Here is a 21431-nt window from a genome sequence, read left to right on the forward strand (position 1 = left end):
TCCATGGTAGACCGCTACCCTTTTCTTTATATTAAAATCTATTTTTAAAGCCTACAGATATTTATGCGAATCATATTTTTACTGGCGAGTTTAATTTTGCTTTCCGCCTGCTCCAATCAAACCGAAACAGGATTCGTTTATCACAATGTGAACGGATATACATTGCAGGATGGTGAACTTCATCAGTTTGAGGCATTGGTTGTTGAAAATGGAAAAGTAGTTGCCACCGGAAATGCAGGGGAGATTTTGAATAACTATTCTGACTTTGAGAAGATCAATGGAAATGGACATACACTTCTCCCCGGTTTGATTGATGCTCATGCCCACGTGATGGGACTTGGAATCCAGGAGTTGGATGTGAATGTTGGCGGAATAGAATCGCTGGATGAAACGCTTCAGAAGATTGAAGAATTTGCAATCGAACATCCCAATCGCGAATGGATTACAGGCCGGGGATGGAACCAGGTTCTCTGGGAAGAAAACGAATTTCCAACTGCGTTAGATCTGGATGAAATTGTTTCTGATCGACCTGTATTTTTAACCCGAATTGACGGCCACGCTGGTTGGGCAAACAGCAGAGCGATGGAATTGGCGGGGATTAATCAGGACACCGAAAATCCCGGGGGCGGACGCATCATCCGAAATGAAAGGGGAGAGGCAACCGGCGTATTTATAGATGCGGCTATGAATCTCATCGAAAATGAGATCCCTGAAAGAACAGAAGAGGATCGTCGAGAAGCGTTGCAACTGGCAATGAATGAGATGTCGAAACACGGTATTACTTCCGTACATGATGCTGGTATTGATGTTCAGACATGGAATCGCTATAAAGAATTTGCCGACAAAGGCGAATTGATAACCCGCATCTATGCGATGATTTCAGGAACCGGCAGTACATTCGATCAGCTTTCTGAAAACGGGCCAATAGAAGGTTATTCCAATGATTTACTTTCGCTGAGAAGTGTTAAACTCTATTCAGATGGTGCCCTTGGAAGCCGGGGTGCTGCAATGCTGGATGATTACAGTGATGATTCCGGTAACCAGGGGCTTCTGTTTAACTCACAAGAAGAGATGAATCAGATGCTTTTAAAGGGCGCATCCAAAGGCTATCAAATGAATGTACATGCCATTGGGGATGCCGGAAACCGGCAGGTTCTCAACGGGTTTGAGTATATCGAAAATGAACTGGGTGACCAGAGTCATATGAGACACAGAATTGAGCATGCCCAGGTGGTTGCGTTGGAGGATATTCCAAGATTTAAAGAGCTTGGGTTGATTGCATCCATGCAGCCGACTCACGCCACCAGCGATATGAATATGGCGGAGGATCGAATCGGCTCAGAACGAATTCAGGGAGCGTATGCATGGCAGAAATTTTTAGACCAGGGAACGGTCATTGCAGCCGGATCTGACTTTCCGGTGGAAGATGTGAATCCGTTTTATGGTCTTTACTCAGCTGTCACGCGGAAAGATCACGAAGGCAGGCCGCCGGAGGGTTGGTACAGCGAACAGAGTTTAAGCAGAATTGAAGCCCTTCGAGCCTTCACCATCGATGCCGCCTATGCGGCCCACCAGGAACATCTGATTGGAACGCTGGAATCCGGTAAATGGGCAGATTTTATTGTAATTGACCGTGACTATTTTGAAGTTCCCGCTTCCGAAATCTGGCAGATTGAGGTTTTAGAAACCTGGGTAGCCGGAAAAAAAGTTTATCAAAAAGAGAATTAGTATGAAAATTCGAGTTAAGCAGTTAAACCCAACTGTTGGTGCTCTTGAGGCCAACAGCAACATGATTTTAGAAACTCTGGAACGAGCTGAAGCGGACGGCATTGATCTGCTGATCTTGCCCGAAATGGTGCTCATTGGTTATCCGGCGCAGGATATTTTGGAGAACAAAGCGTTCCAGCGGTCGGTTTATGAGCATAACGAGCATCTCATACAGGCCACAAACAATACGGCTCTTCTTTTCGGAAGTATCACAAAAAATGAAGGTGTAGGGAGGCAGATGTACAACACTGCACTTCTGGCCAGAGAAGGTGAATTATTAGGTAAAACTCATAAAACGCTGCTGCCAACGTATGATGTTTTTGATGACCTGAGATATTTCGAGCCGAACGATACGTTTCAATGCCTGGAACTCGATGGAGCCAAACTGGGTGTGACCATCTGCGAAGATATCTGGTACAACGAGAATGAGGTTCAGTATCACACTTATGAAACTGATCCGGCACAGTTGTTAAAAGAAAACGGTGCTCAAATGATTATTAACATCTCTGCCTCTCCGTTTACTAAAACGAAGCATGAAAACCGAAAAGAGATGCTTCAGAATCATGCCAAAAAGATGAATATGCCCGTTTTATATTGCAACCAGACAGGCGCTCAAACGGAGGTTTTGTTTGATGGCGACTCCATGGCAATTAATACAGATGGAAAAATTGTAGCAGGTTGTGATGCATTTTTTGCCGGGCAATTCGATCTTGAGTGGAATGTGGAAGAAAATGGAATTGCGGCCCGTAGTAATAATAAAGTATACAACTACCCTGAAAAAGGTCCTGAACGAATGTTTAAGGCACTAAAAATGGGTGTGTATGATTACATACATAAATTGGGTATCACTCAAAAAACCATTCTTGGCTTAAGCGGGGGAATTGATTCCGCTTTAACCTGTGTAATTACAGCGGAGGCACTTGGCGCTGAAAACGTGAAAGCACTAACTATGCCAAGCACGTTTTCCAGTGAGGGGAGTATTTCCGATTCAGAAAAACTGGCAAAAAATCTTGGCATGGAACTGCATGAAGTGCCTATTCAATCCATATTTGATGAATTCAATGATCAGCTTAAACCAATTTTTAAAGGAACTGAATTTGGCGTGGCTGAGGAAAATATTCAGAGTAGAATTCGGGGTCTGCTTTTAATGGCCTGTGCCAATAAGTTCAACTATTTTTTAATGACAACCGGTAATAAATCTGAATATGCTGTTGGATATGCCACCCTGTATGGTGATATGAATGGTGCTCTCGCAGTGATTGGCGATCTGTATAAAACCCAGGTGTATGAAATGGCCCGGTGGTTGAATGACGAGTATTATAAAAAGGAAGTGATACCGGAAGCCACGATTACGAAAGCTCCCAGTGCTGAACTCAGGCCGGATCAAAAAGACACCGACAGCCTGCCTGAATATGATGTGTTGGATGATATACTTTATCGTTATATTGAACTGCAAGAGGGAGCACAATATATCATTGATGATGGTTATGATGAAAAAACGGTTAAAAAGGTCATTCGGCTTGTTGAAGCGAATGAGTTTAAACGCAATCAGGCTGCTCCCATTTTAAAAATTAGTTCCAAAGCATTTGGTATGGGCCGTAGATGGCCAATTGTTCAGAAATGGACGGCTAATAATAAATGATGAAAATTCTCTGCAATTGAATTGACAATTGGTTCGTTTTTCAACTTTTTGTTAGGGATATATCCTTATACTCAATCTTTTCAGGATTAAATTTAAACTCGGTTAACTAATATTCACATATCCATGAAACAGTTCCTCCTAATTCTCTCTTTTAGTCTGATTGGAAACATAGCTTACTCACAAAATCAGGCTCAAGAGGAGGCAGAAGCTGAAGTACCCGTTAAATTGCTCCCCTACACAAATCCACTCACCAACAGCCGCGACGAAGTGGAGGTTGAAACCGATACACAGAAAGTAACTGAAGTTGACAAGGAGATCCTGAGGAGAATTTCTAATGCCTATAAAATGCATGTACTGGCAATTGACGCACAGGTGCAGGGAGATCTGGTTCAGGCTGAAGATTATATAAACAAAGCGTTTGCAGCTATTCAATCTATGATGGATGATTTTCCGGAGGTACAGAACAATCGTCGATTTACGGAGTTGTATCGATCTGTAATGGCGGAGCACAGTGAGTTTTATGGGATTGAAGAGGTAAAAAATGGAGCTGAAGGTGAGATATTTGCGATCCGCGAAGAACTGTTTTCTGAAAAAAACGACTGGATAGCTGAAGGGTACACATTGCCAGAAAACCTTACTTTCAACAAAACGGAAGTTCCGCTGGTAGAAAATCAGCATGTAAACCGGCATTTGATATACTACACTCAAAAACGTCCCGATGTGATGGAGCGATGGCTGGAGCGTTCAGAATATTATTTTCCAATGATGGAGCGAATCTTCGAAGAGGAAGGTGTACCGACTGAATTGGTGCATCTCTCTATGATTGAAAGTGGATTGGTACCCACCGCACGAAGCTGGGCGGCCGCTGTTGGCATGTGGCAATTTATTCGTGCTACAGGGTCTGTTTACGGACTTGAAGCGAACTGGTGGATTGATGAACGGCGAGATCCAATCAAAGCAACAAGGGCCGCTGCACGACATCTGAAAGATCTTTACGAAGTTTGGGGCGACTGGCACCTGGCCATGGCGAATTATAACATCAGCCCGAGAGGATTAAAAAGAGCGATTCGAGCTGCAGGAGGCGAAGAAAACTACTGGGTGGCTTATCCCTATCTGCCGCGTGAGACCCGGGGATATGTTCCCGGCTTTATTGCTACAACAATGATCGCTATGAACCCTGAAGAGTTTGGCTTTCAACGAAATTATGGCCGCGAAGCTTATTCCTATGAAATTGCTGAAGTGGATGGCTTGATGCCCCTTGAAAAATTGGCTGAAGCAGCCGGTATTTCAGTGGAAGAATTAAAAGATCTAAACCCCGAACTTTTACGATGGGCAACTCCTCCCGGCGGTAAATATCCGTTAAAAATCCCTACAGGCATCAAAGAAGATTTCTTAGCTGCTTACCAGGAAATTCCGCAAGAGGAACGAACCACGGATGTAGCTATGCATACGGTTAGCCGTGGTGAAACACTTGGATATATCGCACAGCGTTACGGTACATCAGTCCGTTCGCTCTTTGCAACAAATGAAGGATTGAGCAGCACGATTCATCCCGGGCAGACAATTGTGGTTCCGGTTGCTTCCGGTTCAGACGAGCAGATTTCGGCAACCCGTCCGTCTAACCAGGGAACATCGTCCTCATCAAGCAGCCGGCGAAAAGCTTCGGCACCATCGAACACAACCGGGGTAACTTATACCGTTAAAAGTGGTGATACTATCGGGCATGTAGCGGAGTGGTATGATGTACGCGCATGGCAAATCCGATCCTGGAACGGAAGTGGAAATACTATCCGCGTCGGTCAACGGTTAACAATTTACGTACCGAATAACCGGGTTAGCTATTATCAGAATATTGATGGACTTGCATTTGCTCAAAAACAGGAGATTGAACGGCGACAGCGCTCCGGTGAAAACATCTTTGATCTTCAGATTGGTGATTCTTCCGGTTCCGGAGATACAATCACATACACGGTTCGTCGGAATGATACGTTAACAAGTATAGCGAACCGATATGGTGTAACAGTCAACGATATCAAAAATCAAAATAATTTGAGCGGTTCCCGGATCTATGCCGGTCAAACCCTGAAGATCACAAAGAGGTAAACTGAGTGCATGAAATATGCCCGAAAAGCTATAGTATTTATTTTACTGGCCGCAGTTCTAATATTTAGTGCGGCCTTTGTATATCAAAGCGATCTGTTTTTCCAGATCAAAAAAAATCTCACCATTTTTAGTGATGTCTACAAAGAAGTAGCTATTCAATATGTAGATGATGTTAGCCCTGAAACGTTGATGGAGCGGAGCATAAACTCTATGCTGGAAACTCTTGACCCCTACACCGTTTATATTGATGAAGGAGAACAGCGGCAGATGGAGATTTTGTCGTCAGGGTCCTATGGCGGTATCGGGATTGATGCAGGATATCGGGGAGATCAGATTGTAATAATAGCACCGCTTGACGGGTATCCTGCCCAGCGAGCGGGTTTAAGGCCGGGTGATATTATTAAAGAGATTGATGGTGTGAGAGTTGTAGACTTAACCCCCGAAGAAGTGCAACAATTAACGGTTGGGGATATAGGGTCAGAAATTAATCTAAAAATTCAGCGCCCGGGTTTTGAACAGGAGATGGATTTTACGCTGACTCGTGAACGCATTGAAGTTAAAAACATCCGATATGCTGCAAAAATCGGAGAGGATCAGAATTTTGGATATATACAATTGGTACGCTTTGGCCAGGGAACCTCTGAGGAGATTCGGCAAACACTTCTTGAAATGAAGAATTCGGGTTCGTTTGAGGGATTGATTCTCGATCTGAGAAATAATCCGGGGGGACTTCTGAACGAAGCAGTTTCACTGGTGGATAAATTTATTGAGCCCGGAGTTACGGTGGTAGAGACTCGCGGCCGCCTGGAATCTCACAACAGTACACTCGTTTCCCAGGAGCCCGCTATGTTCGAAGAACTACCACTTGTGGTGCTCATCAATAATGGAAGTGCCAGTGCTTCGGAAGTTGTTGCCGGTGCCCTGCAAGATCTGGACCGGGCACTAATCGCAGGCGAAACCAGTTTTGGAAAAGGCTTGGTACAAACAGTTCGACCGCTTTCGTACAATACTTCGTTAAAAATCACGGTATCAAAATATTACATTCCCAGCGGGCGCAGTATACAGTCTGTGGATTATCTTCACTCAGGTTCAGAGGATAACAACAGATCTGTTCCCGATTCTTTGCGACGCGCGTTTAAAACAAAAAATGGCCGGGTGGTGTACGATGGAAACGGCATCAAACCGGATATTGAGTTCCAGGATGATCCCTCCTCTATGCTCGATCTTGCGCTCCAAAAAAACAATCGCTATTTCTTTTTTGTGAACGATCTGCTTGCCAAATCCGGTGATTCAGCTCAACAGGATATTCCATCGGATCTGTTCAGCCAGTTTACAACATATTTAATAGAAGATGGATTTACATACGAGATGCCTGTGGATCAGCATTTAGCTGCATTAGAATCAAATATTGGAAATTTTTCTCAGGAAGAATCTGCCAGGGAAAATGTAGATGAATTAAATGCTTTATTGAGGGATTATAAAATTTCACAAATCTATCAGAATGAAGAGATGATCGACAGGAAATTGAAAGAGGAGTGGATTTCTCAAACCATGGAAGATGAGCAGAGAATTAAAGCTGTGCTGGAGCTGGATGAACTTGTAAATATATCATTGGATTTTCTTGATAATCCATATCAGTATCGTACTGAGTTGAGACCATAGTAATTTGGGAAAAGCTGACTTACATATCCATACCAATGCGTCTGATGGTGATCTTTCGCCCGAGGATCTTATCAAGAAAGTATCCCAAAAAAATCTTGAGGTAATTGCCATCACCGATCACGATACCATAAGCGGGTATCTTGATGCTAAAGAATTTGCCTCTGATAAAGAGATTGAACTGATTCCGGGTGTGGAGATCTCAACGGTGTGGAATGAGCGCGAGATTCACGTTTTGGCTTACGGTTTTGATGAAGAAAATGGTGATTTCCTGAGGCTCATTGCCAATCAAAAACAGGCCCGCCGAAAGCGCATGAGGGCGATAGTGGACGTTTTAAAAAGAGAAGGTATAGATATTGACTATGATGAAGTTCGTGCGGAATCTCATCCCGGAAATATCGGCCGTCCACATGCTGCATCTGTACTTATAAATAAAGGCTATGTTGCTTCGGTATCTGAGGCGTTTATCCGTTATCTTTCTACAGATAAGGTTAAACAGATAAAAACAGATTATGCGGTGCTGGAAGATGTTCTAACTACTGTGCATGATGCCGGTGGAGTAGTTTCTGTTGCACATCCCGGCCCAATGTACACTAAAAATGAGATGAAAGATCTGCTGAAGCATCCGTTTGACGGGATAGAATGTATACATCCCAGCCATAGTTACAAGGTTCAGAAAATATTTTTGGATCTGGCAAAATCGAACAAGCTGTTAATTACGGGCGGCAGTGATTTTCACGGTACGGGTAAATCGGAATATGATCCCTATCTGGGCGTTGTAACTATAAGCCTGCAATTTGTAGAAGCTCTGAAGAGGTCAGCAAGATCTCGTAAAAATATGATCGTTCAATAAATATGACTGTATTAGAACAAAAGAAAGATATCAACTGGTCTGACATAAAAGTGGCTGTAGTGGCTGCACGTTGGAATTCATTTGTAACAGATGAGATGCTGGAAGCTGCAATCCGGGCGTTGCAGGCAAAAGGAATTCAGGACTCTAATATTACATCCATAAGGTGTCCCGGATCATTCGAAATTCCGATTACCTGCAAGTGGTGTTTGGAACATCTGGACTCCGATGGAGTGGTAGCAATCGGGGCCGTTATCCGTGGTGGAACACCCCATTTTGATTATGTATGCGATGCTGTGACCAGAGGAATTACCGATTTGAACCTTTCATCAGGTAAACCGGTAACTTTCGGTGTATTAACCACAGACACCGTTGAACAGGCCAGGGAACGAGCCAGCGAAGAGAAGGGAAACAAAGGTGCCGAAGCTGCACTTGCACTATGTGAAATGCTGACAATTGAGCGATCAATTGAAAGCGCATCAGGGTAAAAAACACCTTGAAATATGATGAGAATACCTCTAATATAGAGAGTTGGAAAGAAAACCATAATAATGTCTTTAAAACCTTTATCACTTACAGATAATAAACAAACAGACGAGGATAAAAAGCTTCAGGAGCGTTTAAAATCTTCTGGTGCCATACCCGAACATATTGCAGTTATCATGGATGGGAATGGCCGTTGGGCACAGAAAAAAGGAAATATCCGCCTGTTTGGTCACAAAGCCGGGGTTGAGTCCGTTCGCGATATTACAGAATCTTGTGCTCAGCTTGGGGTGGGTTATCTGACTTTATACGCATTTTCTACTGAAAACTGGAATCGTCCGCCTGCTGAAATTAACGGCTTGATGAAATTATTGGTTCAGACTCTCAGGAACGAGGCTGAACGTTTGAATAAAAATGATATTAAACTTGTAACCATCGGACAAACAGAACGGCTTCCCAAAAGATGCCAAAGGCAGTTGCAGGAAGTGATTGACCTGACGGCAGACAACGGACGTATGCAGTTGTGCCTGGCGCTGAGCTATTCGGGCCGGTGGGATATTAAAGAAGCTGTAAAGAATATTGCCGAAGAAGTTGAAAAGGGTCATTTAAAACCCGATGAAATTGATGATGATTTAATTGGTTCTTTCCTGTCAACTGCAACCGTTCCTGATCCCGATCTTATCATCCGAACAAGTGGAGAGTTCAGAATCAGTAATTTTCTGTTGTGGCAACTGGCCTACTCAGAACTGTATATTACAGAAACATACTGGCCCGATTTTAGACGAGATGAACTTTATCAGGCAATATTTTCATTTCAAAAACGTGATCGAAGATACGGGAAAGTCAAAAACGGACATAACAAAAACATGTCCGCATCAGTTATAAACCAAATTAGATCATAAAACTGAAGGTAATATTGCATTACGTGTTCAATTCCAAGCACTTCTTCTATTTAATATTTTTACTGTTTTTATCTTTTTCTATAAATCAATCTGTTGTTGCGCAAGACAGTGATTCGACTTCGATTGAGATACAGGATCCAACGACCATTACACCGAGAAACTATCAAATTCGGGACATTACCCTTTCCGGATTGATAACAGCCCGTGAAAGCTATTTAATGAATAGCAGCGGACTCGAAATTGGGGAGTCTATTCAAATTCCGGGGGAACAGATTTCCTCTGCAATTCGCCAGATTTACAGAACAGGAATTTTTTCGGACGTACAGATCAGCCATGAAAGGGTGGGTACAAACGAGGTTATTATAAATATTGAAGTTCAGGAGGAGCCCCGGCTCGAACGTTACGAGATTACGGGTGTAAAACGATCACATCGACGCGACCTTCGGGAAAAGCTAAATTTATTGCGAGGTTTTGCGGTAACCAATTCTGTTCGTGAACAGGCGCTTATAACTATTCGCCGTTTTTTCAGAGAGGAAGGATATTGGGGAACAGAGATTAATATACGAGAAGAGCTGTCCGATGACGGACGGAACCGGCTGAGACTTGTTTTTGAAATTGATGCCGGAGAGCGGGTCAAAGTACGTGAGATCAATTTTGAAGGAAACGAACAGTTCGATGATCGAAAACTGCGGAAAGAGTTCGATACCATCAAACAAGATCGCTGGTGGAGAATATTTAAGCGGCACGTTTATACTCAGGAAGAATATGAAACGGGAATTGACAATGTTCTGCAATTTTACCGTGACAATGGGCACAGAGATGTTAGGGTACTTCAGGATTCTGTGTATGTAGATGATTGGAGAAGTAAAGAAGGGGTTTATTTTGATATTCTACTCGATGAAGGACCTCAATACAGAATCCGAAATATTGATTGGGAAGGCAACACTGTTTACACTGATGAACAGCTCACAAATTTTTTCCAGTTTCAAAAAGGAGATGTATTTAATGAAACAAGATTTTACAATAATCTTGAATTCAGCCAGGATGAGACGGATATTACAAGTCTCTATAACAACATTGGTTACCTGTTTTTCCAGGTAAATCCAAATATCGAAATTGTTCAGGGAGATTCTCTGGATGTTACGTTTGAGATTATTGAGGATGAGATTGCCACCATTCGCCGAGTCTCTTTCAGCGGAAATACAAAAACTCATGATGATGTTGTGCGCCGTACTCTTCGTACAATACCGGGAAACACTTACAGCCGGTCAGCGATTATAAGAACCGTTCGAGAGTTAAGCCAACTCGGCTACTTTACACAAGAAGGAATTACACCTGATATTAACCCGAATCGTGAAGAGAGTACGGTTGATATTTCTTATCAATTGGATGAATCGCAGGGAACGGATAATTTCGAGTTTTCCGGTGGATTTGGGGGGCGCCAGATCGGGGTGATTTTATCAGCTCGTGTCAATTTCAATAACTTTTCAGTGGGACGTATGTTTGAACCCGGCGGCTGGAGTCCAATTCCTTCCGGTGATGGCCAGAAGCTGTCACTGGGTGTTCAGGTTACCGGTCGGGGTTACCAAAGTTACAGCTTTAGCTTTACGGAGCCGTGGCTTCAGGGTAAACCAACCTCGTTGGGTGTAAGCATGTCGTACAACTTCCTGAATTATAATACACGGCGGTTTACCAGTTTGGATCAGCCTGATAGAAAAAATGAGCTTTTCACTGCCAGCGTAAGTTTAGGCAAGCAATTGGATTGGCCGGATGATTACTTCTCAAGACGGCTGATTCTTACATATAATCGATTTAACGTTCTTGGATTCAGTGGTATTTTTGAGGATGGCCAGGCTGATATTTTAACACTCCGAAGTGTTCTCTCAAGAAATTCATTGAATAATCCGATTTCACCAAGTGCCGGATCAGAGTTCAGTATTTCTGGCGAGGTTGCTCTGCCGGTTCCGGGATTTGCCCAGTTTTATAAAATAAAATCAGGGTATCAGCATCATTACAATATTGTAGATAAACTGGTATTAAGCGGAACTGTTGATTACGGTTATATGGGCTATTTTAGTGATAATAACCGCAGCAACTTCCAGCGATTTTACCTGGGGGGTACACAAATCCAGCAGCGCCAAAACTTCCTGAATGATAATATTGATATGCGGGGTTATCCCGGCGGATTTGACGGTGTGATTTCTCCCGTTGATGAAAATCAAAACCAAATTGGTGGTCGTGTATTTAATAAATATACGATGGAGCTTCGTTACCCGGCTGTAAGTTCAGAGCAGATCCAATTGATTCCCTATATATTTATGGATGCTGGTAACACATTCAATACTTTAAATAAATTTGATCCGTTCAACGTGAAGCGTGCTGTAGGTTTTGGTGCCAGGATTTATCTGCCAATATTAGGATTGGTTGACTTGAGTTATGGTTACCGCCTCGATGGAACACCGGCGTCAACAGATGGGCCGGGATTGCAGGCAGGCGAATGGGAGTTCTTGTTTAACATCGGAGCACCGTTTTAAAATGTTGTGCAAAAGATGCACATATTCGATTTTCATCGTTCTGTTTTTACTGGTTGATGTTGCAGATGGGCAAGATCAAAAAATCGGGTTTATAGATTCGGATGTCATCATGCAACAGATGCCGGAATATTCCGGGATTGAGCAACGATTGAATCTTATTTCAGAAAACTGGCAGCAGGAAATTGATGAAATGGAAGAGGAAATTGCTGAGCTTGAGCGTGAGTTTGAAGCACGGGAAATACTCTTTACCGAAGAGATTCGGCAGGAACGGCTCAACGAAATCGAACAAAGAAAAAATGAACTGGATCAATATATTGAGGAAAAATTTGGTCCGCAGGGTGAATATTACACCCGTCAAAAAGAATTGCTTGAGCCTATACAAAGATTAATTTTTGATGCGTTAACACGGGTAGCTGAACGGGATTCGTATGATTTTGTATTCGACAGAGCCGAAGATTCCCGCTTTCTCATCACCCAGGAAGAATGGAACCTAACGGAAGATGTGATGTTAGAATTAGGGATTAATGAAACAGGAAATTGAACGATATAAGTATTAATTTTGGAGCTTTAAAAAAACAACCTTTATGAAAAGACTATCTATTACATGTTTACTTTTGCTGGTGCCGCTTGCGGTCTCGGCTCAGTTAAGAGTTGCGGTTATGAATCCTGATTCCGTTTTGGATGCAATGCCGGAAAGTGCTGAAGTTCAGGCCGAACTTGAAAGCTATATCCAGGAACGCCAAAATACGTTTCAACAACGTTATCAGGATTGGATTGACCAGATGACTGAATATTCTGAACAAGCTGAAGCCGGTAATTTAAGCCAGGAAGAACAAGCCGAAGAAGAAGAGAGGCTTAATGAATTACAGCAAGAGCTTAACAGTTTTCAGCAAAGAATTCAGCAACAAATTCAACAAAGACAGACGGAGCTTTTTAATCCGCTTTTAATGCGGGTAGAAGAAGCCATGGCTGAAGTTTCTGAGGAGATGGGATATGATTATGTTCTTAACAAATCTTCAAATATGGGCGACCCCATAGTCTACTATACCTCAGAAAGAGCTCCGGACATCACTCAACAAGTAATTGACAAACTTACTCAAAACTAATTCGATCAAATCGTATCATGAAAAAATTAAATATACTATCTATCGCAACGCTTCTTATTCTTACAGCACTGATGGCTGTACCAACGGCCGAGGCTCAGGTAGCTGAAGGTGACATGGAAATTGGCTTTGTTGATCCCAGGGCTGTATTGCAACGAATGCCCGAGATGAGTGCTGTTCGACAAAGAATCCAGAATTTGGCCGAAAGAAAACAAACAGAACTTGCCGAAAGACAACAGCAACTTCAATCAGAGATTGAATTGTACCAGCAGAAAGTAGGTGTTATTTCTGAAGAGGCACGTCAGACTGAAGAGCAACGCCTGACAGAGCTGGACCAGGAATTCAGGCAGATGCAATCCCAGGCTCAACAAGAGATAGAGCAACGACGCTCAGAATTAATGGCACCGTTGCTACAGCAAATTCAGGGAGCAATTGACACAGTAGCTTCTGAGCGCGGCTTGGATTATGTGCTCAATACGACTACCTCTACAGGTGATGTGATTATCCTATATGTCTCTCCTGATGTTGAGTCTGAGTACGACATTACTGATGCCGTTATGCAGAATCTTGGTATCTAATAAGATTTTTTGAATGATTAGCAGCACAAGCGAGACGCTTGCGCCATCCATTTTTAAAATGATTTGAAAAGGCGGTCTGAATATCAGGTCGTCTTTTTTTATTCGCTATATCTAAAAGTGGTAAGCAACCTGCCAGAGTCTGAACGAAAGTGATGTCCTGGCAGTTGCGTGTTCATTGAAAGAATTGAATGAAAGAAGTGTAGCAGATGCTGATACCCTAAGAGAGTCGAACTCTCACAGGTTTTCCGCTTCGCTCCAGACTCTGTCAGGTTCTTTTGGCGAGAGTTTTACTGCACTCTTTTTCTTCGATTTTTGATATAATCTTCAAAAATATACCCACCCAATTTATTGAGTGATGAATAGTAGGCTCTTCCCTTATTTGCTTCAGTAAGTTCCCTTACAAAATTTTGAAGATAGGGATCTCTGGCAATCATGAATGTTGTGATGTCGATCTGTTCTCTTCTGCAAACTACAGCTTCATCCAGCACTTTGTTGATGATTTTTCGATCCAGGCCAAAGCTGTTTTTATATATTCTGCCATTCTCAATCATACAAGATGGTTTTCCATCTGTAATCATAAAAATCTGCTTGTTCGAAAACTTCTTTCGCTGCAGAATATGTCTCGCTTTTTGTAACCCCTGCAAAGTATTTGTGTGATACGGTCCAACTTTCAAATATGGCAGGTCTTTTACTTCAATGTCCCAGGCTTCATTTCCAAACGCCACGATATCCAGCGAATCTTTTGCGTAATTATTCATGATCAGTTCAGAGAGTGCCATAGCTACTTTCTTGGCTGGAGTAATGCGATCCTCACCATACAAAATCATAGAATGGCTAACATCAATCAGAAGAACCGTAGAAACGGATGTATAGTGATCAGTATCGTACACCTGAAGATCGTCCTCCCTCAATTGGAATTTATCGAGAGAGCTGTGCTTCAGCATGTTCATCATTGTGCCGGTACTATCGATATGAGCAGTATCATCACCTGCTTTCCAGGGTCGGGTTTCGGGTTGCCGTTCCAGGCCTTTCCCGGTAAAGTTGGTTTTGTGTTGTCCTTCTCCGCCTTTCTTTAGTTGATTAAAGATCTCTTCAAGAGCTTTTTGGCGAATACTCCGGTCTGTCTTAGACGTAGGCATCATAACCGACTCCTCTTCATCAAACCGGATATATCCTCGCTCTTTCATCTCATCTATAAAATCTCCGATGCCATACCCGTCCTCAAACTGGTCGGTAATTTCGTACTCTTCGTCTACCTGGTTGAGCCAACGGAGAGCTTGCGAAACATCACCGCCGGAAATAGTTAACAGTTCCTGGAAAAGGTCCCAAAGAGTTTCAAAAGGCGATTTTCCGGATCGATTAAAACGATCGTCCCATTCTGAATAGATGAAATGCATATCTGATTTCTGCTGTCGATTTTATTTATCTTATAAACGCGTTGTGCGGTTATGGAAACAGTGTCCTTGAAAGTTCATCAAACACCAAACACATAGCCTATAACTTCTTTTGAGGCCAAATCATTGCATGTTGATTTGTTGTGCGACGCCTAAGAATAGTAATCATTGTTGAATGGAATTTGAAGCATAAGTTTAATGGATCGATACCAGTTTGAAACGAAACTTTGGGCAGAAGGATATAAACGAGTTATGGGATTGGATGAAGTGGGGCGAGGGTGTCTGTGCGGTCCTGTGGTTGCGGCCGGTGTAATTTTAGAACCTTCATCAAAACTCAGCGAAGATGTTGCGGATAGCAAATCAATTGATGAGCCCACAAGAGTTCGGTTGGTTGAAGAGATTAAAGCCAAGGCACTTTTTTGGACCGTTCAGCAGTGTTCGGCCCGGGAAATCGATGAGATCAATATTTTAAAAGCCTCCATTCGTGCCATGATTCGTTGCTCAGAGGTTGAGGAAGCTAATCCAGATTATTTGCTGGTGGATGGAAATCGTTTTACATCTTCTGTGATTCCACATAGTTGTATCATAAAAGGAGATGATAAATCCGTATCTATTGCGGCGGCATCTATTTTAGCCAAAGTCCATCGTGATCAGCTTATGAGAAAATTGCACGATGAGTATCCCTGCTTTGGATGGAAAACAAATGTGGGCTACCCGACCAAAGAACATTTTGAGGGGTTAAAAAACCATGGTTATACCAGGCACCACAGGCGGAGTTTTAAGTTAAGAACTGAGAAGATATATCAGGAGTCGAAAAGTTGACGATAACTACATTTACTACCTGTAGATACTGAACGATCGTTTATTTGCATCCAGATTCAGACAAATTGCCAACATGATGGAATTGGTCAGAAATGCAGATCCTCCATAGCTCATAAAGGGCAATGGAATTCCAATGATTGGCAGCAGAGCCGTAGCACTCCCGATATTGATGATAAAGTGTGCGAAAAAAAGGAATGTTACACTTACAATAACTAACTGCGCAAATGGATGTTTATGATTTATTGCCATCGAAAGCATTTTCAATAACAGGAGACTGAACAAGACTATAACAATCGATGCACCTATAAAACCAAACTCTTCGCCTATAACACAGAAGATAAAATCGGTCCACTGTTCAGGCAAAAATCGAAGCTGAGTTTGGGTTCCCTCCAGAAATCCTTTGCCATAAAGTCCGCCCGATCCGATCGCTGTTTTTGCCTGTAAAACGTTCCATCCTGCCCCGAGGGGATCAAGGGTTGGATTGGCAAAAGACTCAATCCTGGCCCTTTGATGAGGCTGAAGAACTTGTTCTAAAGCAACTTCTGTTCCGATAACAATTAAAATACCCATTGCAAGAGAGGTAAATGTGAGCCAGTTTCTTCGCTGTAAAAGAAAAATTCCTATAGTCACTATTCCAACCATAATGGCTCCCCACATCCAATCTAATATGGTAAAGTAGCCGATAAGTGCAGGTGCAATCATTAAAAGAGAAATGCCGTGAGGCAGACCCGACCAGAATAGAACGACAGGTAGAATAGCCAGGTACACGATCGCTATTCCAGCTTCGTTCTGTAGTAGTAGGAGAATAACCGGGAGCAAGAAGAAACCTACTGTTGTAAGTGCAGTTTTTAAATTTTCAGCAGAAATGTCCCGGCGGCTGGTCAGATAGTTTGCAGCTGCAAGAATGGTAGCAATTTTTGTGATTTCACCTACTTGCAAATTAAACGATCCGATTCGAAGCCAGCTCCTGGACCCGCTTACTTCAACTCCGAAAAAGAGTGTTATGATCATTAAAAAAATACAAAAGGCATAAAACAGGTATGCTCCTCCCTGGAAGGTTCGGGGTGAAACGAACTGTATGCCAATTAACACTACAATGGATAATCCTATCCAAATTGCCTGCTTAAAGAAATTGTTTTGAATGTATTCCGGTAAAAATTGTGATACGGGACCCTGAGTTGCGCTATAAATAGCGGCTAATCCAATCGAAAAAATACCCACCCAAATAGCAATTACCGACCAACTAAACTCTTTTGAATTAAACATCAGTTGGCCTCCGCAGTTTGAGTGTCTTTTGATTTAAAGTCCATCACATAATCAACCACTCGCTGCCGGTTAAGCTCCCGGGTTAAATATTTTTCAATGATGAGCGAAGCTATAGGTGCGGCAGAAATAGAGCCATATCCCGCATTTTCAATCAAAACAGCCACTGCTATTTGAGGGTTATCCATCGGTGCGAAGGCAATAAACCAGCCATGATCCTCTCCATATGGATTCTGAGAGGTGCCTGTTTTACCCGCAACTTCAATATCGGGTAAATTTGCGTAATATCGTCCGCCACCGGTGCTAACCACGCCTCTCATACCCTTTTTTACAACTTCAAGCTGATTGGGCTTCAGCCATTCAATCTTTTCAAATACCGGATTTGTGTACTGAAACTCACCATTCTGATCTTTGATGGCGCTGACAATATGTGGCTGAACTCGATATCCGCCGTTAGCTATTGTAGATGCAGCTACCGCCATTTGAAGGGGAGAGGCAGAGACCATTCCCTGTCCAATTCCAAGACTCATCAGGTCACCAACGCCCCAGTACCGGTCACCGAATCGTTCATTCATATAGGTGCTGTCCGGTATAATCCCCGAAACTTCGAATGGCAAATCGATATTATTTTTAGGTCCGATTCCGAAATCCTTAATCAATTCCGACCAACTGTTCAGCATACCCCGTCCGGCAATTCTATCCATCATCCAAAAGAAAAAAGTGTTACTTGAATACGTGATCGCTTTTTCGAGATTGTAATTGCCCGGATCAGCCAGATCACCATATCGTCTGCCCCGGGTATAATATCCCGGATTATAGATTTCAGTTTGTGGAGTGATCAGCCCAAGTTCCATGCCAACTAATCCCATAAATGGTTTAAAAGTTGAGCCTGGCGGCTGTCGGGATGAGATTGCCCGATTATAAAGCGGGGTATGCGGATGCGCATTAATCTTTTGCCAATATTCAGAATCCATGCGGCCCGCCAGTTTCGATAAATCATATTGAGGAGTGCTGACCATGCTTAAAACGCCGCCCGTTTGCGGGTCGATTGCCACGATACCGCCGCGTTTATTCACCATCAGTTCTTCAGAAAGTAGCTGTAGTTCGGCATCCAGTGATGTGATAAGATCAGATCCTTTTTGAGGAGGAATATCCAGCATGCCCTCTTCGTAAGATCCGAGTTCCTGTCCGAATGCATTAACGCGTATATATTCAGTGCCTGCCTCACCACGCAGATAATTATCGTAGATCATTTCAAGGCCACTTTTACCGATTTTATCTCCCAACAAGATATTGTCAGACGCCAGGTACTCCTCACGAGTGGCTTCTCGCAGGTAGCCCATAACATGAGATGCTTTTACATCGGTGGGATAATGACGTTTACTTTCAATCTGGTGGCCTATGCCCGGAAGCCGCCAGAGATTTTCCTGGATGGCAGAAAATGTATCAAAAGATACCTCGGTAAAAAGTCTTGATGTTCGATGCCAGGAGTATTGCTGGGCTTTGGTAATTCGTTCTTCAACCAACTCCTCTTCAACCTGCAACAGTTTTGCTAAAAGCGGAATTTTTTGTTCATCAAATCTCGAAGGTGTAATAGTTATGGAATAGATAGGTTGATTTTCAACGAGAATCGTACCGTTTTTATCATAGATTAAACCACGGGCCGGGTTTACGACTTCCATCCTCAGAGAATTCTGCATGCTGAGCGGTGTATACGTTTCATACTCAATAATCTGAAGCTGAAATATTCGCCCCAGGAGAATGAGCAGACTGATAATAAGAACAGCGCGAAGAACTCTGCCCGAAGTGCGAACCCGATCTGCTTGTTTGTGCATGGACATAACTACATCAACTTATAAATCATCTCTTACGAGATAGAGGAAACTTCCCAGGGTTGCAGTAAAAACCGAACTTACCAGCAAGAAACTCCATAAAACGCCTGTGGTTGAGTAAAGCCCCGAAAACAGGCTGACACCGTAAAAAATCAGATTGTGAATAATGGCTGAGGTCAAAATCAAAAGAAATACCTGCCAAAAGATAAACCCGCTCTTTGAAATACGATTGAGGTATCCGTGTAGTATAAAAACCAGTAATGTTTTTGAAAACATATGAATCCCCCATAAATCGGTAAGTGCATCCTGCAAAAATCCCAATAAGGCGGCAAATAAGAGAGCATTTGTTTTAGGTTTTTTTGCGCATATCCACAAGATAAAAATCAGTACCAGGTCGGCTTCGGAGCCAAATATTTCGAAATGCCGCAGTAAAACCGTTTGAATACCAACAATTCCAAGTCCGATTAAAATCAACCGTACGTTTTGGGATAATATCAAAACAGATCCTCCTGTGCTTCATTGAGGTTCTGAATGGTGGTATCGGGTTCAAATTCAATGATAAACGCTTCTGCCACCCTCGAAAGGTCGGCAAATGCTTCAAGATATATCGTTTGAGTTTCAATACCTGAACCCGATTCGGTTTTAGTTACCCTTCCGATGGGAATACCTGATGGAAACTGATTGCTGTATCCCGAGGTGTAGACGGTCTGCCCCGTATCTACTTGAACGGTTTCCGGGATAAATCTCAAGAGTAACTCACGGGTTGATCTTGCCGGCCAGGATACAATTCCGTAGGCCCGGTTTTCTTCAATTTGAGCACTGACCCGAAACATGGAGTTGGAATAGGGTAACACTTGCGAGTAATCTTTTGACACAATGATCACCTGTCCGATCAAACCGTCTGAATTTATCACCGGCATTCCAACCTTAACGCCTTCATCCGTACCGGCACTGACTGTGATTGAACTGTTAATACTTATCAAATCCTTGGCAACTACACGTACTGGAATTAGCGGGAGATCACTTTCCTCCCGCAGATTCAAGAGATCTCTCAAAACCCGATTTTGTTCTTCAACTGACCGTAATCTATTCAGTTCATCCTGCAGTAGAATATTTTGCCTGTGCAGATATGTATTTGTGGATATGGCTTGTCTGTAAATCCGAAAATTGGAAAGCGGTTGTTCAAGATAGCTGAGGACGGTGATGGAGGCTTTACGAAGATTTTGGAGACCTCCTTCATGGCGGTTTACCATCAGGGTGATGGCGAGCAGCAGGATTACTGCTGTAATGATGTAATCTTTAACATCCGCTAATTGTCGCATTCACATGTATGGAGAGTTTTACGTAATTACAGTTCTGTAAAAATCGAGATCTTCGAGAATTTCCCCGGTTCCTCGTACAACGGCGGTGAGTGGATCCTCAGCAATATGTACGGGGAGATCTGTTGTCTCCATAATTAATTTGTCGAGATTCTTCAGCAGGGCACCCCCGCCGGTGAGCATAATCCCACGATCCAGTATATCAGCAGATAGTTCGGGAGGTGTTTGCTCAAGTGATTTAGTTATGGATTCAACAATGGTATTTACAGATTCTGAAATTGCTTCTCTTACATCTTTTGAAGTTACCTGGCGGGTTCTGGGAACACCGTTTACAAGATCACGTCCTTTGGTAATCATCTCAAGTTCTTCATCTAAAGGAGCGGCTGAGCCAATCTCACACTTAATTTTTTCGGAGGTACGCTCTCCTATCAATAAATTATGATTTCTTCGAAAATAGTTAACAATATCATCGTTCAGTTCATCACCCCCAAGCCGAACCGACTGAGCATGTACAATTCCGGATAATGCAATAACTGCAATTTCTGTAGTTCCACCACCGATATCCACAATCATATTACCAACCGGTTCGTGAACATCTAACCCAATTCCTATTGCCGCTGCCATCGGTTCATCCACAAGATAAACCTCTTTAGCCCCAGCATGTTCGGCACTGTCTCGTACAGCACGGCGTTCCACCTCGGTAATACCGCTTGGTACACAAACAACCATTTGTCGTGTAGTGGAATACCATTTCATCTTTACTTTCTGAATCATGTCGCGGATCAGTTGCTCGGCTACCTCAAAATCCGCAATAACACCGTCTCTGAGAGGACGCACAGTTCTGATATTACCATGCGTTTTTTCATGCATAAGGCGGGCTTCGTGTCCCGTTGCAACCGGTTCATTTCTGTTATTCAGAGCTACGATAGAGGGTTCGTTCAGAACTATACCTTGCCCTCTTGCATAAACAAGTGTATTGGCTGTGCCGAGGTCAATTGCAATATCGGTATAAAGAAAATCGAAGAGCCCGTTTTTCTTTTGTCCTTTTTTACTTCGGGGTTTAGATTTTCTGTAAGTCTTCGACATTTGGCTGGTTTCCATTGCAAAATTTTGAATTCAGGGCATCACAAAAATACATTTTTAGCGATGCAGTTGCGAACATTTGTTTTAGAAAATAATC

The 21431-nt window shown here is 42.9% G+C and carries 18 protein-coding genes; 12 read left to right on the top strand and 6 right to left on the bottom strand.

The features are described 5' to 3' along the window. The first annotated feature begins 63 nt into the window (after positions 1–63). From U5K72_06760 to U5K72_06810, 11 genes are all read left to right on the top strand, one after another. On the top strand, positions 64–1728 hold the full coding sequence (locus U5K72_06760) for an amidohydrolase (GenBank protein MDZ7718500.1): 1665 nt from the start codon (positions 64–66) through the stop codon (positions 1726–1728). Position 1729: 1 nt separating this feature from the next. Further along, positions 1730–3409, top strand: coding sequence for an NAD+ synthase (locus U5K72_06765; protein MDZ7718501.1), 1680 nt, complete (start codon positions 1730–1732; stop codon positions 3407–3409). A 123-nt stretch (positions 3410–3532) separates the two neighbouring features. Continuing rightward, the gene (locus tag U5K72_06770; protein ID MDZ7718502.1) at positions 3533–5512 is read left to right on the top strand and encodes a LysM peptidoglycan-binding domain-containing protein; all 1980 of its coding nucleotides are present in this window, start codon (positions 3533–3535) and stop codon (positions 5510–5512) included. Positions 5513–5521: 9 nt separating this feature from the next. Next, positions 5522–7174 carry a S41 family peptidase gene (locus tag U5K72_06775; protein MDZ7718503.1) on the top strand — a complete coding sequence of 551 codons (1653 nt, stop codon included), beginning with the start codon at positions 5522–5524 and terminating at the stop codon, positions 7172–7174. Positions 7175–7178: 4 nt separating this feature from the next. Continuing rightward, entirely contained in the window at positions 7179–8024 is an 846-nt protein-coding gene (locus tag U5K72_06780; GenBank protein ID MDZ7718504.1) for a PHP domain-containing protein, read from the top strand. 2 nt (positions 8025–8026) lie between these two features. After that, positions 8027–8509, top strand: a complete 483-nt coding sequence (gene ribH / locus U5K72_06785; protein ID MDZ7718505.1) for a 6,7-dimethyl-8-ribityllumazine synthase — start codon at positions 8027–8029, stop codon at positions 8507–8509. Between the two features lie 63 nt (positions 8510–8572). Continuing rightward, entirely contained in the window at positions 8573–9406 is an 834-nt protein-coding gene (locus U5K72_06790) for an isoprenyl transferase (protein ID MDZ7718506.1), read from the top strand. A gap of 23 nt (positions 9407–9429) precedes the next feature. Next, positions 9430–11940, top strand: coding sequence for an outer membrane protein assembly factor BamA (gene bamA, locus U5K72_06795; protein ID MDZ7718507.1), 2511 nt, complete (start codon positions 9430–9432; stop codon positions 11938–11940). Between the two features lies 1 nt (position 11941). Further along, positions 11942–12481 (top strand): OmpH family outer membrane protein, encoded by a 540-nt coding sequence (locus tag U5K72_06800; protein ID MDZ7718508.1) that lies wholly within the window; start codon positions 11942–11944, stop codon positions 12479–12481. Between the two features lie 43 nt (positions 12482–12524). Next, the gene (locus tag U5K72_06805; protein ID MDZ7718509.1) at positions 12525–13046 is read left to right on the top strand and encodes an OmpH family outer membrane protein; all 522 of its coding nucleotides are present in this window, start codon (positions 12525–12527) and stop codon (positions 13044–13046) included. A gap of 17 nt (positions 13047–13063) precedes the next feature. After that, a complete protein-coding gene (locus U5K72_06810) occupies positions 13064–13621 on the top strand; it encodes an OmpH family outer membrane protein (protein MDZ7718510.1) in 558 nt (185 codons plus the stop codon). Positions 13622–13908: 287 nt separating this feature from the next. On the opposite strand, the gene U5K72_06815 is transcribed toward U5K72_06810, so the two are convergent. Beyond that, positions 13909–15018: a hypothetical protein gene (locus U5K72_06815; protein ID MDZ7718511.1), complete on the bottom strand. Its 1110-nt coding sequence runs from the start codon at positions 15016–15018 to the stop codon at positions 13909–13911. Between the two features lie 195 nt (positions 15019–15213). Here U5K72_06815 and U5K72_06820 point away from each other — a divergent pair, with 195 nt between their 5' ends. Next, the gene (locus U5K72_06820; GenBank protein ID MDZ7718512.1) at positions 15214–15837 is read left to right on the top strand and encodes a ribonuclease HII; all 624 of its coding nucleotides are present in this window, start codon (positions 15214–15216) and stop codon (positions 15835–15837) included. Positions 15838–15852: 15 nt separating this feature from the next. Here U5K72_06820 and U5K72_06825 read toward each other — a convergent pair whose 3' ends face one another. From U5K72_06825 to U5K72_06845, 5 genes are read right to left on the bottom strand one after another with little or no spacing between them, the layout of a single operon-like run. After that, positions 15853–17103 (bottom strand): FtsW/RodA/SpoVE family cell cycle protein, encoded by a 1251-nt coding sequence (locus U5K72_06825; protein MDZ7718513.1) that lies wholly within the window; start codon positions 17101–17103, stop codon positions 15853–15855. Next, entirely contained in the window at positions 17103–18935 is a 1833-nt protein-coding gene (mrdA, locus tag U5K72_06830) for a penicillin-binding protein 2 (protein MDZ7718514.1), read from the bottom strand. Before mrdA ends, U5K72_06825 begins: the two co-directional genes overlap by 1 nt. An 18-nt stretch (positions 18936–18953) precedes the next feature. Further along, complete coding sequence (mreD, locus tag U5K72_06835) at positions 18954–19406, bottom strand: rod shape-determining protein MreD (GenBank protein MDZ7718515.1); 453 nt, start codon at positions 19404–19406, stop codon at positions 18954–18956. 20 nt (positions 19407–19426) lie between these two features. Then, positions 19427–20254, bottom strand: a complete 828-nt coding sequence (gene mreC, locus U5K72_06840) for a rod shape-determining protein MreC (protein MDZ7718516.1) — start codon at positions 20252–20254, stop codon at positions 19427–19429. An 18-nt stretch (positions 20255–20272) separates the two neighbouring features. Continuing rightward, the gene (locus U5K72_06845) at positions 20273–21337 is read right to left on the bottom strand and encodes a rod shape-determining protein (GenBank protein ID MDZ7718517.1); all 1065 of its coding nucleotides are present in this window, start codon (positions 21335–21337) and stop codon (positions 20273–20275) included. Positions 21338–21431 lie beyond the last annotated feature (94 nt).

This window comes from Balneolaceae bacterium (assembly GCA_034521495.1).
In the GTDB taxonomy this organism is placed as follows: domain Bacteria; phylum Bacteroidota; class Rhodothermia; order Balneolales; family Balneolaceae; genus Rhodohalobacter.